Source organism: Mycobacterium sp. NGS16, assembly GCF_059813225.1.
Map to the genome: position 1 here is coordinate 939,788 of NZ_JCALEE010000001.1, position 12,148 is coordinate 951,935.

Below are 12,148 nucleotides of genomic sequence, written 5' to 3' on the forward strand. Positions count from 1 at the left end.
TGATCAGGCGCCGAACAGCACGGCGTGCATCAGTGCACGTACGCATGCCTGCGGGTAGGCGTTGTCCGCATTCGTGCCGGGCCGGTCGTAGTGCACCAGCCGGCCGACGTCGACGACCAGGCCCATCGCCGCGTGCACCAAAAACCGCGCGTGGGTTGCGGTGAGCTCGGGGCGCACCGCAACGAGCAACGCCACCCAGGAGTCGATCGTGGAGCGCTGCACGTTGCGCAGCACCTTCTGATCGGCCGGTGTGAGATTGATCCGTTCGCTGTAGTAGACCGAGGCCAGCTCGGGGTTGGCGAACGAGGTGGCGATAAAGGCATCGACGAGTTGGGCCAGCGCTTCTCGCGGTTGTGGGCGGCTGCTGTTGACCCGGGACAGTTCCGCTGAGAGCCGATCGGAGGAGCGCCGTAGTGCGGTGCTGAGGATGTCGGCCTTGCCGGGGAAGTAGCGGTAGATCCCCGCGACCCGCACGCCGGCCGCCTTGGCGATCTGGGCCATGCTGGTCTCTGCGTAGCCGTGGCGGTGGAACAACATCATCGAGGCGTGCAGCAGCGCTTCGTAGACCCCGGCGTCCGGGGTGAAGATGCGCCAGGCGGGCGCCCCGGGCGCGAAATCATCCGGGGTGGGCAGCCGCGCGTTCAGCAACGCCGACGACGCCCCGGTCAGTATGTTCCTGATGTCCTCGGCCGGGGCCCGCACCCGATGATCGGCGATACCGCCGGCGACACTGAGCAATCCGGCCGAAAGGATCCGCCGCTGCAGCGGAGTCGAGGTGGGGCGCAGTTCGGCCAGCGGCTCCTGCAGGCGGCGGTTGACCAGCCGCAGTTGGTCGACCAGGCGGGCCTCGTCGGCTTCCCGTAGGTAGCGCGCCTGCCAGCGGTACAGGCCACCGGATTCCCGATTGCGCAGTGCGATGTCGATAACGGCCCGTACCAGCCGATCGAGCACCGGTTCGTCGGCGGGTCCGGCCGGCAGATCGGTCGCGTCGACCAGTTGCTGGCTCAGCGCCAGCACCGCGTCGCGGAACAGGTCGTACTTGCTGGCGTAGTGCCGGTACAGGGCAGGAGCGGAGATTCCGACCTCGCTGGCGATGGAGTCCAGCCGCACGGAGTGATAGCCGAGCGCGCTGAAAGCCTCGGCGGCCACGCGGGCGATCTGATCCTTGCGGTCTTTGGGACGCCGCCGGACCGGGGGTGCTGCCTCAGACAGGTGTTGAGTCACGGGGAATCTCGCCTGACGCCAAGTGCGGCGCGCGCCCGGGCATTCCAATGGTGCCGGGGCGCGAGGGTGGACAGGCGGGCCAGCCGGGCGAACTGTCGCAGGGAGCGCCGGTCGGCGGCCGTGACGGTGATTCCGGTGAGTTCTCGGGCACGCGGATGCTGTAGCGCGCGGATGGCCCGGTGCGGGACGACACGCATCCACCAGTCGGTGGGAGCGAAGATCTGTTCCCGGAACGGCTCGAAGTGCGGGCCGGCGAACAGCTTTGTCTGGCAGTAGTTCTCGAAGTATTCGACGAACTCGGGCCAGGTCGGGGGCATCGACCGGCTTGAGATGCCATATCTGCGGTACCAGGTGCAGCACTCCTGGTAGAGCTGCTCGTGTTCAGACACGTCCAGCGGTCGGATGAAGGTATTGACCATGACGAAAAGGGACTCTACGTAAGCGGCATGCTGAAAATGAAAGATATCGGGACTCAAGGCATGATACTTCTGGCCGAACCCGTCCACGCCTTTGACGTGCTCGTGGGCGAACCGCATCTGGGGGCTCATGTCGGCACCGGTGTAGGCGTAGTTGACCGCCTGGGTGACGGTCCGCTTCTTGTGCAGCCAGATGCGATCGCGCATCAGCGCGTGCTCGGTGATGCCGGCGGCGATGCCCGGATGCAGCATCAGCAGACATACCGCCCTGGGCAACACGAACAGGTAACGCCGGTCGGCCAGCACATGCCAGAGCATGCTGTCGGAGTCCAGGCCCTGCACCGCGGGTGACGTCATGATCAGATCAGCGCCTTGCGTCGCCGGATCCGGTAGCGAAGGTCGGCCATCAGCACGCTGTAGTTGAACGTGCGGATGAACGGGGGGATGAAGCGGTTCACAAACGACACGAACAGGAACAGATTCTCAAACTGGCGTTGTTCGGCCTTCGACCATTGCACCCCGAGCAGCTCACGAAAACGCGGGGCCAGGAAACCGATCGTCAGGAACCGCAGCAGTGGCGCGAAGATCACCCGCAGCACCGGGTTGATCATCTTGAGGTTGATCAGCCGCATCAGGAAGTCGCGGACGGTGTCATCCATCTCCAGGCTCTGGCATGTCGTGTTCCAGTAGGTGTCGAATTCGGCACGGGTGGCCGGCCATTGGTCATCGCTGACCTGCAGGGTGGTGCCGAGTGGCCGGGCATGCTGGTAGAAATTCTCGGCCTGCTCCTCGGTCATCTTGCCGCGCAGCAACTGATAGGTGTCCTCGTAGAAGACGAACAGGCACGCCGCCACCCACAGTTGCAGGTCGCGATCGAAGGCGTTGTACTTGACCGGGCTGCTGTCGGTCGAGCGAACCTGACGGTGCGCGACATTGACCGCATCCCGGTAGGCGGCGCGTTCCTCGTCGCTACCGAGCACTGCGACGGCCATATATTGGGCGGTGGTGCGCAACCGTTTCCACGGATGTTCCATCAGCGCACCGGATTCGACGCGGCTCTCCACCACCCCGTAGCCGACGCCGGGCATGCTCAACTGCATGACGACGTTGGCGGCGGACGCGGCAGCCGACCAGAAGTCCAGTGCCTCGGTCAGATCGACGGTTTCGTCGTCCCAGCGCGGGGTGTACTGGACGACGTGGATGCGGGTCTCGGCGGTGGTCAATTCATCGCAGGTCGACATGTCAGCGATCCTTTCGATCTGGGCTACGGACTGGCGAAGAACTGTGGCAGCTGGGCGAGCCCCCAGATGAGACCGGCCGCCCCGACCAGTGCGCCGAAGAACAGCACCACCAGCACACCGGTGCGCAGCAGCCGCGCCTCAGGGGAGGCCAGGATGCGCAGCATGCTGACGACCAGATCGATGAGCCGCACCAGAAGCATCATCTTCTGGGTCCTCCTATCAGTGCTGGCCTCATGTTCCACCGTATTCGGGCCGAAGCGACGCCGACAGTGCGGTGAGTGGTACCCGGGCGATGACGGCGCCGCCATCCATCGACCACACCAGCCGGTCCGCCGGCCGCGGGTTCTCGCGAAGCATCGGCGCGTCGGGCAGATACAGGATCAGCTCGTCGGCCGACAGCGCGAAGGCCCGATAGCCGCCGGTGTAGCCGGTTCCGGCCGGATCGGGCTGGAACTCCTCGACGGTGAAGGGATAGGTGTTCGGGGCGTGCGGGGGCGCTGCGGCGTTCAACGCGGCCGATAGCACCGGCGCAGCGGCGGGAGGGATGACGCGCATCGGGTCGACACCCGTTTTGAACAGGTCGCCGAAGGCCAGCCGGCGGCCCTGATCCATGTCGAAGACGAAGGTGCGGTAGGCGTTGTTGGCCTGCATCCCGAACGGTTCCAGGCATTCATGGATAACGAGTGACTGCACTGCGCCGGGGCCGGGAAAGCTGTCGACGTAGGCGATTGCGCTGCTGTCGCGGGCCGCCTCGGCGCCCGAAGCACGCCACCCGGCCATCAGCCGGTGGTAGAAGTCGCGCACGACCGGCCCGGTCGCCGGGTGGTCGAGTAGTGGCTCGGGTAGGTCAAAAGCAATGTAGCGCTCGGCCTTTCGTGATGACACGACCAGGGTGGTGCACCGTTGGCCGTCCCAGCTCGCCTGCAGTTCACTGCAGAAATCCGGCGCGGAGCCGATGGCGGGTGGGGCCGCCACCGTGTTGACGGCGGTGAGCAGGGCCGCCAGGACGCAGACCGCTTTGTGGGCACTCATCGCTGTTGTTGTCCTGCCGCGACATCGTTGACCAGCCACCGTCCGGCTACTTTGCGCAGGCTGAACGCCATGGCGGTGATGTCGGGCGGCGCCTCGGGGCGGCCCGCGGGGGCTTGCTTGAGTGCCGCGCTGGTGAAGGTCTGCTCGACGAACAGCAGCACGGTGGCGTTGGTGGCATCGGCCGATTTGACAGCCGAGTCGACGACGGTGCCGCTGGTGGTCACCTGGTTGGCGACCAGCATCGCGCGAAGCTCGGAGCTCTGCTTGGCGTAGCGGTCGTGGAAGGTGCCGGTTGAGCGGTCCAGCAGCTCGCTGATCTGCCGGTCGACGGTGGCCGGATTCGCGGTCGTGAGGGTCACCGCGTATTGCGTTGCGGCGTCCAGTGCTTCGCGGGCGGCAACGCCGGACAGATGCTGCTGGTACAGCAGCCAGCTCTGGTATCCGCTGCCCGCGAGCACGGCGGCCGCGCCGAACACCGCGGTGGCCCGGGCGGCGCGCCGCCACCGGGTGCGGCGTGGCGGAGCCGCGGGAATCTCCTGTGCCGCCTGGGCACTGGGCGTCTCAACGATGGTCATATCGATTTCTTCCCGCTGCTCAGATCAGGTCGACCTGGCTGGCCAGCCACCGGCCGTCGACGAGTTCCATGGTCATCTGGATCCGGTTGCGGTCAAGGCGTGGGTCGGAGCGGACCGAATTGGTGATGGACTGGTCCACGAACAGCAACACCTCAACCCGGCTGGTGGTCGCGGATTTGACCGCCGCGTCCAGGACGATGCCTTTGCCGGAAGCCTTGTTGTCGATCAGGATCTGACGTAACTGCTTGGCCCCCAGGCTGTAGGCGTCCTTGAACTGTCCCGTCGCACCGTCAAGTGCACGGGCGTAGTTGCCGTCGATGTCGGCGGTGTCGAGGGTGGTCAACACGAGGGCGTAGTCCTTGGCGGCCGCCAGGGCGGCCTGCCCGGCGGCGGCACGCGCGTCGACTTGATGCAGCCGCCATCCCGCATATCCCGCATACGCCAGGGCGCCGATCAGCAGGGCGGCGATCAGCGCCCCCGCCGTACGGTGTCGCCGCGATGGGGGCTCGACGGGCTCAACGATTTCGGTGGCGGCGGTCTCGTCGTCGCGCGGCGTGTCCGTGTCGAGTTGGTCGTCGAGTTGCTCGAAGACGTCCGGGTCGGCTGCTTTTCCCATGGGGCTCGGCTTTCTCATCAATTCGGAACCCAGGCGGGCAGCTGCGGGCCGCCATCGGGGGTGGGCAAGGTGTAGGGCGGGTAGACCGGTGGCGGCTCCAGGGTGGCCAGTGGGTCGTGGCCCGCCGGCGGCCCGGCGGTGTCGTCACCCAGGGGACGTGGCGCGTTGCGGGCGCCGCGAACCAGCAGCGACGGGTCGTCGTCGGGGCAGTAGGTGTAGCGGTAGGGCGCGGGGAAGTTCACCGCCGACGGCGGCTTTCGGGGCAGGTTGTAGTCGCAGCGGTGCCGCGGGTAGATGTCGGCGATCACCCAGATGCCGCCGTCGTGCACGGTGCCGGCCAGCCGATCCACCAGGGAGCCGTGATCGGGGCGCCACAGGTTTTGCAGGGCGGGCACCCGCAGATAGAAGATCTGCGACAGGGTGGTCAGGTTGCCCAACAGGGCGTAGACGTTCTCCCGGTTGTCACCGATGAAACTGTCGACCTGGCCGAGTTCGGTGCCGCCGAGATCGACCAGGGTGCGGAAGCCGCCGTCCATGGTGTTGACGCCGCCCAGGACCTGTTGCAGGCCAGTGCTGGTTGCGCTCAAGCCGGGGGTGACATCGGCGAGGGTGGTGAACGAGATCCGGGTGTTGCGCAGCATGCCGACGGTCTCGGGCAGTACGCCATCGAGCGTCGAAGCCAACAGCACGATGCCGTCCAACAGCGCAGACAGTTTCTTGCCGCCGTCGGGGCTGACCCGAAGCTCGTTGAAGACCGCGGTCAGCTGCTCGGCGTCGACCTGCCCCAGGGCGCCGCGGCTGTCATCGATGATCTGGGGCAGCGATACCGGCACGGTGGTCTGCTCCTGACCGATCAGCGATCCGTCGGTCAGGTAGGGGCCGCGGTCGTGCTCGGGGCGGAAGTCGAGGTATTGCTCACCGGCGACCGACAGCCCGGACACCCGCACCCGGGTGTCGCGCGGGATGGGCCGGTCGGCGCGCACCGCGACGACGGCCTCGGCTCCCGCCGCGGTCAGGTGCACGTCGGTGACCCGCCCGATCGGGATGCCGCGCAGGGTGACGTCCTGGTTGACCAGCAGGCCGCCGGATTGCGGCAGCAGCACCCGCACCGCGATCGTCTTCTGCGCCGGATTGATCCCGACGCCGAAGATCGTCACGTAGGCCGCCGCCACCACCGTGGTCAGCGCTAACCCGAGGCCGGACAACAGGATACGTCGCCGGTAGCCGACCTGGACCAGCCAGACGCCGAGCCGGGCGAACAGGTCGAGGAGGTCGAGGAAAGGTCTCATCGCTGCGGTCCGTAGATCCGGGACAGCAGCATGTTCCACTCGTAGCGCAGGTCACCGATCATCAGATGCCAGTCGGTGCCGTCGGTCCAGTGGAATTCCGGATCACCCGGGTAGTTCTTGTCGGGCCAGGGAACCAGCGTGATCTTGTCGATCTCTCCTTTGACGTGGGCGGCGGGGCCGTTCAAGGTCTTCATCAAGATGCCCAGGAACCGGTTGAACGGCATCAGCGAAAGTTCGGGGTCGATGGCGATCTCGTTGAATACCCGCGCCAGCTTGTTGAGATCGGCACTCACGCTGCGGGTGTCGGTGCCTTGCAGGGACGGGAACCGGGACAGCTGACGGGTGATCCGCGCCCCGGTATCGACCAGCTCGATCAGGTCGGAGGTGTTGTCGGAGATGACGTTGAGGGCCGGCGCCAGGTGGGTCAGCGAGTCATCGAGGGTGGTCTGACGCGCCGACATGGTCGCGGCCAGCTCCGACGACGTGCGCAGGGTCAGGTCCAGTTGCTGCGAGCGGGCGCTCATCCGGGAGAGCAGCGTCGCGGTCTGATCCAGCAGCAGACCCAGCTTTTCGCCGCGCCCGCCGACCGCCTTGCCGGCGCCGTTGAGCATGGACACCAGGTGGCGCACCGTGCCGCCGTTGACCAGCATCGCCATCGAGGCGATCAGTTCCTCGATGGTCGGAGCGTTGGCGGTCGATTCCAGCGGCAGCACCGAGCCGTTGCTCAGCAGCGGCGCGTCGTCGGGCCGGTTGCTATCGGGCCAGATCTGCACGAAGATGTCGCCGAGCGGGGTAGCCGAGCGCAGTTCGGCGGTGCTGCCCGCATACAGCGGCACATCGGATTTGATCCGCATGGTGATGTAGGCGTTGAAGTCTTGGGCCCGAATCGATTCGACCTCACCGATCTGCGCCCCGTACAACCGCACCTTGGCCTTCTCCGGCAGGTTCAGGGCGTCGGAGAACACCGCGGTGATGGTGTAGTAGGGGCCACCGCCGCCGGGTGCGGGCAGGGCCACGCTCTCCAAATCCAGGCCGCATCCGACCGTCAGCAGTGCGGTCGTGACCGCCAGCGCCGCTCGAGCCCCGCGCACCCATCTGGTCGGCTGCCTCATGGCCGCTCACCGATCCCGTCCTGCATCAGATCGAGCATGCTGCCCAGCCCGAAGTCCGGTCCGTAGTCCCGCAGCGTTCCGGTCGCGCATGCGAGCTGGCGTAGACCCATCAGGTTGCAGATCTCCTTGCCGAACTGGCTGTTGAACAAGGTTTTTCCGAGCAGCAGGTGTGCTCGCAGACTGCCCGCGTTCTCATCGATGACGTTGTAGAAATTGTCGATGAACAGCGGTGCCACGTCGAGGATTTCGCGCAGGTCGCGTTCGTTGTCGGTGAGTGTCGTGGCCACTGTGCGAACACCGGAGAACGCGTCGCGCAGCCGGTCCTGGTTGCCTTCCAGCAGCCGCGAGGTCTCGGCGAGCAGCCGGTTGATCTTGGCCCCGGTGTTGCCGGTGCCGAGGTTCTCCGCGGCGAGGATGTCGCTGAGCTGGTGAATGTAGGAACCGAATTCGCGTAGGGCGGCATCGTTCCGGGACGCGGCTTCGCTGAGTTCGGCCACGCCTGTGATGATCGTCTGGATGGTCTTCTTGCTGTGCGCGCCCTTGTCCGACCCCACCTGCAGGGCTTCGGAGAGCCGGCCCAGTGTCGCCTTGAGGTCGGGTCCGTTCCCGACCGTGATCTGCGATCCCAGCGCCACGAATTCGCCCAGCGGGCCCTGGTTGTGGTCGTCGCCGCGCAACGCGCTGCCCAGCTTGTCCATCATCGCCAGGGTTCGCTCGAACTCCACCGGTGTGCGGGTGCGGTCCAGGCTCAGCACGTCGCCGTTTTTGAGCTTGGGTCCACCCCGATAGGCCGGGGTGAGCTCGACGTGGCGGTCGGTGAGCACGGAGTTGGACACGGTCACCGCTTCGACGTCGGCGGGGATGTCAACGTCGGCGTCGATCGCCAGCTTCACCTCGACATAGCCACCCTTGGGGTTGATGCTGGTGACCTTGCCGACGTCCATGCCCAGCACCGATACCCCGTTGCCGGTGTAAAGGCCTACGGCGTCCTGGAATTGGGCGGTCACCCGGATCTTGTGCACCGCGATCCGCGGTAGGTCGGGGATCAGTTGCGGTGCGACCGCGGCGCCGGTGACGGCCAGGACCAGAGCGGCCGCACCGGCGAGCAGGTAGAGCTTGAGGGCGCGGCTCATTCGCAGTCCTTGAAGTACTCGACCAGGTTGAATTGGCGGGCGCGTCCGCTCAGCGCGCACATCCAGGAGTCCACGAAGATCCCGGCCGGCAAGAAGACGTCGGCCGCGTTGCCGCTGCCGGTGGCGTTGGCGAAGTTGCGTAACGCCACCGGGGTGGATTGCAGGAAGCTGCGCAGCAAGGCGTCGTGATCGGCGGTCATCTTCATGAATTCGTGGAAGTCGGCGATCATCTGGTTGACGGCCGCCTCGTCGTGGAGGATCCCGTGGGCCCGGTCGACCAGCAGCGTGGCGCTGGCGAACAGTTGTTGCACGGCGGCGCGGCGGGTGGCGATCTCCCGCAGCACATCGCGGCCCTGCAGCACCAGGGCGCCGAGGTTGGCTCGCTGATCGCGCAGCATGGTGGTGAGGGTTTCGGTGTTGGTCAGCAGTGTGCCCAGTTGCTCGCGGCGGTCGGCGATGATATCGGCCATCGCCTGCAGGTTGGTCAGCGCCTGGGGCAGCTGTTCGGCGACCCCGCCGAGGTTGGCGTTGAGCAGGGTCAGCGATTCGACGAACCGGTTGGCGTCCACCGGCCCCAAGGTGCGGGTCGCCCCGGCCAAGGTCCGCTGCAGATCGTAGGGAACCTCGGTGCGCGCCAAGGTGATCGTGCGGTTCTCGAGCTGTCCGGGGCCGGCCGGCGAGAGCTCGAGGTAGCGCGAACCCAGGATGGTGGTCAACTTGATCGCGGCGCGGGTGTCGGCGCCCAGAGCGATGCCGCGCTCGACGTTGAATCCGACCACCACGTGCTCGCCGGCGAGCTTCACGCGTTCGACCGCGCCGACCTTGACGCCGGCGATGGTAACCATGGCGCCGGAGCGGATCTGGGCGGCCTGTGCGAATTCGGCGTGGTAGCGGGTCTTTCCGACGCCCAGGCCGGAGTAGACGACGGTAGCCATCAGCACGGCGGCGATGATGACGATCGCGCTCACGCCCAGCCACGGTGTGCTGAAGGACTCAAGGGGCCGTTTGAGGGCGGCGGGGATCCGGCTCATCGGCACGCCGCCGAGTGCTGGTGGGCGAGGCCTTCGCTGGCGGTGGCCGCCCCGACGAACGCCCGGAACCAGTGAAACAGGCCGCGCCACAAGCCGAAGTCCAGCTCGCAGGCGTAGACGTCGCTGTAGGTGCCGCTCTGGGTGACCCGGGCCAGACCCTGGAGAACGTAGGGCAGGTTCGCCGCCATGTAGGCGAATCGCTCGCGGCCGTCGTTGATGCCGTAGTTGAGCAGGCCGGGCTGGCGCCCGATGAATTCTTCGAGGTCCGGGGCGATGTTGTCGACGATCGTCGACAGCCGCGCCATGGTGGCATTGATCGAGCCCACCGAGTCGACCAGCGGTTGCCGCTGGTTGGCCAGCGTGACCATGGTGTCACGCGACTGGCGGATCATGTTCTCCATGTTGGCGCTCTGGTTGGCCAGGTCGGTCATCAACCGGTCGAGGTTGGTGATCAGCGCGCTGAGCACTTCGTCGGGTCCGGCAAAGGTCTCGGCCAGCTGGGAGGCCTGAGTGATCAGCATCAGAATCGATGCGTGATTGCCCTGCAGCGCCAGGACTGTCGCAGTGCTGATGTTGTCGACCTGTTCGGGGTCCAGCTCGGAGAACAACGGCTCGAATCCGTTGAGCATGTAGGAGACGTCCAGCGACGGGTTGGTGCGTTCGATCGGGATCTGGCCGTGGTTGGGCAAGATGGCCGGGTTGTCGCCGGGGCCCTGGGCCAGGCCGAGATAGCGCTGCCCGATGATGCTCTGATAAGTCACCGAGGCGATCGTGTTCTGGTAGAGCTTTTGGCTGCGTTGCACGCGGAACTGCACTTTGGCGGCGGTGCCGGCCAGCGTCACCCGGTCGACGCGGCCCACCCGCACGCCGGCGACGCGGACGTCGTCGCCCGGGGCCATCCCGGAGGCGTCACTGAAGATCGCCGAGTAGCTGTAGGTAGGGCCGGCGATGTCGCGGCGCAAGGTGTTGTAGACCATCCAGGTGACGGTCAAGGCGAAGGTGGTGAAAATGGCCATGCCGATCACCGATTTGCGACGACTGCTCATCGGCCGCCTTCCTTCACGGTCAGGTGCACCGTGCTGCCGCGCAGCAACGGCGCCAGCAGCAACATCGTGGGGGTATCGGCGCTGCCGGTGATTCCGCTGATCTGCTGTTTTTCCGCCGGGCTGCCGACCGGTCCGACATTGCCGCCGATGACCGCGCCCTGCGGTTCGACGGCGGGGGTGCCGGCCGGCGGGGGTTTCGGCGGTGCGGGGATCGGTGGGCCCTGCGGGTCACCAGGCATCGAGTGCCGGGGCGGGGTGAGATTCGGGCGATTCTCGGTCATGCCCGGGGTGGGGGAGACACCCTGAGATTCCAGCGCCGGAAACAGGTCGGGTGCGGTGGGCACCTCTGGTGCGGTGGCGCAGCTCAGTCCGGCCAGCTCGCCGTAACGCGGGCAGTCGGCGCGGACATAGGTGCGGCTCGGCGTGAGCGCTAGCGCTGCCTTGACCTGGAGAAGCTTCTCGTTCGGGTCCCAGATGACGTCGTAGACCCGGTCGGCCAGGGTCTGTAACTTGGTTGACACGCCGTGGAATTCGTCGGCGTGATCGGCGATCACCCCGAGGGCAGGGGTGAGCTGGGTGGTGATGGTGATCATCCGCTCGGCCTGATTCTCCAGGGCGTTCGCCAGCGTGGTCGCGGTGTCGGTTCCGCCGGTGAGCAGGCTGGACAGTTGCGGTCCCTTTTCGGCGATGGTGGCCATCGGCCGAATCGATCGGTCCAGCGCGCCGAAGAGTTCGGGGGAGACCCGTTGCAGGCCTTGGGCCGCCGCGGTCAGGGCCGACAGGGTGGTCGGGTCGGCGTCGTCGGCGGCGACGACGGAGTTCAGTTGCGCCAGAATCTCGTTGAGGTTGTGGCCGGTGTCGGTCAGTTCCCGGCCGCGTCCGTGGGTGGCGGTGCCCAGGGCGGCGATCACGCCGACGGTGGTGTCGTCGGGTTTGCGGCCCAGCGGGTTGATCAACTGGCGGAGCTTGTTCAGCACGTTCTGGAACAGCACGGTGGGCAGTGACCGGTCTTCGAAGACCACCGCGCCCGAGCGCAAATGGTCACCGGCGGCACCGTTGTCGACCAACTGGACCGCCGAGACCGCGAACAGGTTGGCCGGCACCACCCGGGCGGTGACGGTGTTGGGGATCTTGGCCGCATGTTCGGGTTTGAGCACCACGTGGACCGTGTTGGGCAGCCCGTGGGTGGACGGGGTGATGTCGGCGACCGAACCGACCAGCAGTTCATGGTATTTCACATCCGAGCGCGGCGGCAGGCCGTCGCCGATGTTGGTGAGCTCGATGTCGATCCGGACCAGGTTGTCAAGCTTGCCCTGGGATTTGGCGACCATCAGCGTCGCGGTGGCGACGGCGACGACGATGAACACGACGCCCAGCACGAACACCCGGAGGTTGGAGGGTCCGCGCGGATCGGTGTCGAACGAGTTCGGCAT

General features: G+C 66.6%; 13 protein-coding genes. All 13 read right to left on the reverse strand.

Annotated features, from left to right (window positions below; translation table 11 throughout):
• Window positions 1–3: 3 nt before the first annotated feature.
• The 13 genes from AC5Y4Q_RS04630 to AC5Y4Q_RS04690 are packed head-to-tail and all read right to left on the reverse strand — an operon-like array spanning window position 4 to window position 12,148.
• A complete protein-coding gene (locus AC5Y4Q_RS04630; protein WP_499958135.1) occupies window positions 4–1,224 on the reverse strand; it encodes a TetR/AcrR family transcriptional regulator in 1,221 nt (406 codons plus the stop codon).
• Window positions 1,221–1,997: an oxygenase MpaB family protein gene (locus AC5Y4Q_RS04635; RefSeq protein WP_499958137.1), complete on the reverse strand. Its 777-nt coding sequence runs from the start codon at window positions 1,995–1,997 to the stop codon at window positions 1,221–1,223. Before AC5Y4Q_RS04635 ends, AC5Y4Q_RS04630 begins: the two co-directional genes overlap by 4 nt.
• A gap of 2 nt (window positions 1,998–1,999) precedes the next feature.
• Window positions 2,000–2,881, reverse strand: a complete 882-nt coding sequence (locus AC5Y4Q_RS04640) for an oxygenase MpaB family protein (protein ID WP_499958139.1) — start codon at window positions 2,879–2,881, stop codon at window positions 2,000–2,002.
• Window positions 2,882–2,904: 23 nt separating this feature from the next.
• Window positions 2,905–3,084, reverse strand: coding sequence for a hypothetical protein (locus AC5Y4Q_RS04645; RefSeq protein ID WP_064922199.1), 180 nt, complete (start codon window positions 3,082–3,084; stop codon window positions 2,905–2,907).
• Window positions 3,085–3,112: 28 nt separating this feature from the next.
• Complete coding sequence (locus AC5Y4Q_RS04650; protein ID WP_499958141.1) at window positions 3,113–3,913, reverse strand: mannan-binding protein; 801 nt, start codon at window positions 3,911–3,913, stop codon at window positions 3,113–3,115.
• Window positions 3,910–4,488: an Rv1363c family protein gene (locus AC5Y4Q_RS04655; protein ID WP_064922201.1), complete on the reverse strand. Its 579-nt coding sequence runs from the start codon at window positions 4,486–4,488 to the stop codon at window positions 3,910–3,912. The genes AC5Y4Q_RS04650 and AC5Y4Q_RS04655 overlap by 4 nt, the downstream gene beginning before the upstream one ends.
• 19 nt (window positions 4,489–4,507) lie before the next feature.
• Window positions 4,508–5,104: an Rv1363c family protein gene (locus tag AC5Y4Q_RS04660; RefSeq protein WP_499958143.1), complete on the reverse strand. Its 597-nt coding sequence runs from the start codon at window positions 5,102–5,104 to the stop codon at window positions 4,508–4,510.
• Window positions 5,105–5,121: 17 nt separating this feature from the next.
• Entirely contained in the window at window positions 5,122–6,393 is a 1,272-nt protein-coding gene (locus AC5Y4Q_RS04665) for an MlaD family protein (protein ID WP_499958145.1), read from the reverse strand.
• Window positions 6,390–7,505 (reverse strand): MlaD family protein, encoded by a 1,116-nt coding sequence (locus tag AC5Y4Q_RS04670; protein ID WP_064922204.1) that lies wholly within the window; start codon window positions 7,503–7,505, stop codon window positions 6,390–6,392. The genes AC5Y4Q_RS04665 and AC5Y4Q_RS04670 overlap by 4 nt, the downstream gene beginning before the upstream one ends.
• Entirely contained in the window at window positions 7,502–8,638 is a 1,137-nt protein-coding gene (locus AC5Y4Q_RS04675) for an MCE family protein (RefSeq protein ID WP_064922205.1), read from the reverse strand. Before AC5Y4Q_RS04675 ends, AC5Y4Q_RS04670 begins: the two co-directional genes overlap by 4 nt.
• Entirely contained in the window at window positions 8,635–9,669 is a 1,035-nt protein-coding gene (locus tag AC5Y4Q_RS04680) for an MlaD family protein (protein WP_499958148.1), read from the reverse strand. Before AC5Y4Q_RS04680 ends, AC5Y4Q_RS04675 begins: the two co-directional genes overlap by 4 nt.
• Window positions 9,666–10,715 carry an MlaD family protein gene (locus AC5Y4Q_RS04685; protein ID WP_064922206.1) on the reverse strand — a complete coding sequence of 350 codons (1,050 nt, stop codon included), beginning with the start codon at window positions 10,713–10,715 and terminating at the stop codon, window positions 9,666–9,668. Before AC5Y4Q_RS04685 ends, AC5Y4Q_RS04680 begins: the two co-directional genes overlap by 4 nt.
• Window positions 10,712–12,148 (reverse strand): MlaD family protein, encoded by a 1,437-nt coding sequence (locus tag AC5Y4Q_RS04690; RefSeq protein ID WP_499958151.1) that lies wholly within the window; start codon window positions 12,146–12,148, stop codon window positions 10,712–10,714. The genes AC5Y4Q_RS04685 and AC5Y4Q_RS04690 overlap by 4 nt, the downstream gene beginning before the upstream one ends.

Bases quoted from the DNA above. Each gene is read 5' to 3' on its own strand.
- AC5Y4Q_RS04635 (WP_499958137.1), bottom strand. From the start codon at position 1,997: ATGACGTCACCCGCGGTGCAGGGCCTGGACTCCGACAGCATGCTCTGG.
- AC5Y4Q_RS04640 (WP_499958139.1), bottom strand. From the start codon at position 2,881: ATGTCGACCTGCGATGAATTGACCACCGCCGAGACCCGCATCCACGTC.
- AC5Y4Q_RS04645 (WP_064922199.1), bottom strand. From the start codon at position 3,084: ATGATGCTTCTGGTGCGGCTCATCGATCTGGTCGTCAGCATGCTGCGC.
- AC5Y4Q_RS04650 (WP_499958141.1), bottom strand. From the start codon at position 3,913: ATGAGTGCCCACAAAGCGGTCTGCGTCCTGGCGGCCCTGCTCACCGCC.
- AC5Y4Q_RS04655 (WP_064922201.1), bottom strand. From the start codon at position 4,488: ATGACCATCGTTGAGACGCCCAGTGCCCAGGCGGCACAGGAGATTCCC.
- AC5Y4Q_RS04660 (WP_499958143.1), bottom strand. From the start codon at position 5,104: ATGGGAAAAGCAGCCGACCCGGACGTCTTCGAGCAACTCGACGACCAA.
- AC5Y4Q_RS04665 (WP_499958145.1), bottom strand. From the start codon at position 6,393: ATGAGACCTTTCCTCGACCTCCTCGACCTGTTCGCCCGGCTCGGCGTC.
- AC5Y4Q_RS04670 (WP_064922204.1), bottom strand. From the start codon at position 7,505: ATGAGGCAGCCGACCAGATGGGTGCGCGGGGCTCGAGCGGCGCTGGCG.
- AC5Y4Q_RS04675 (WP_064922205.1), bottom strand. From the start codon at position 8,638: ATGAGCCGCGCCCTCAAGCTCTACCTGCTCGCCGGTGCGGCCGCTCTG.
- AC5Y4Q_RS04680 (WP_499958148.1), bottom strand. From the start codon at position 9,669: ATGAGCCGGATCCCCGCCGCCCTCAAACGGCCCCTTGAGTCCTTCAGC.
- AC5Y4Q_RS04685 (WP_064922206.1), bottom strand. From the start codon at position 10,715: ATGAGCAGTCGTCGCAAATCGGTGATCGGCATGGCCATTTTCACCACC.
- AC5Y4Q_RS04690 (WP_499958151.1), bottom strand. From the start codon at position 12,148: ATGCCGAACTCGTTCGACACCGATCCGCGCGGACCCTCCAACCTCCGG.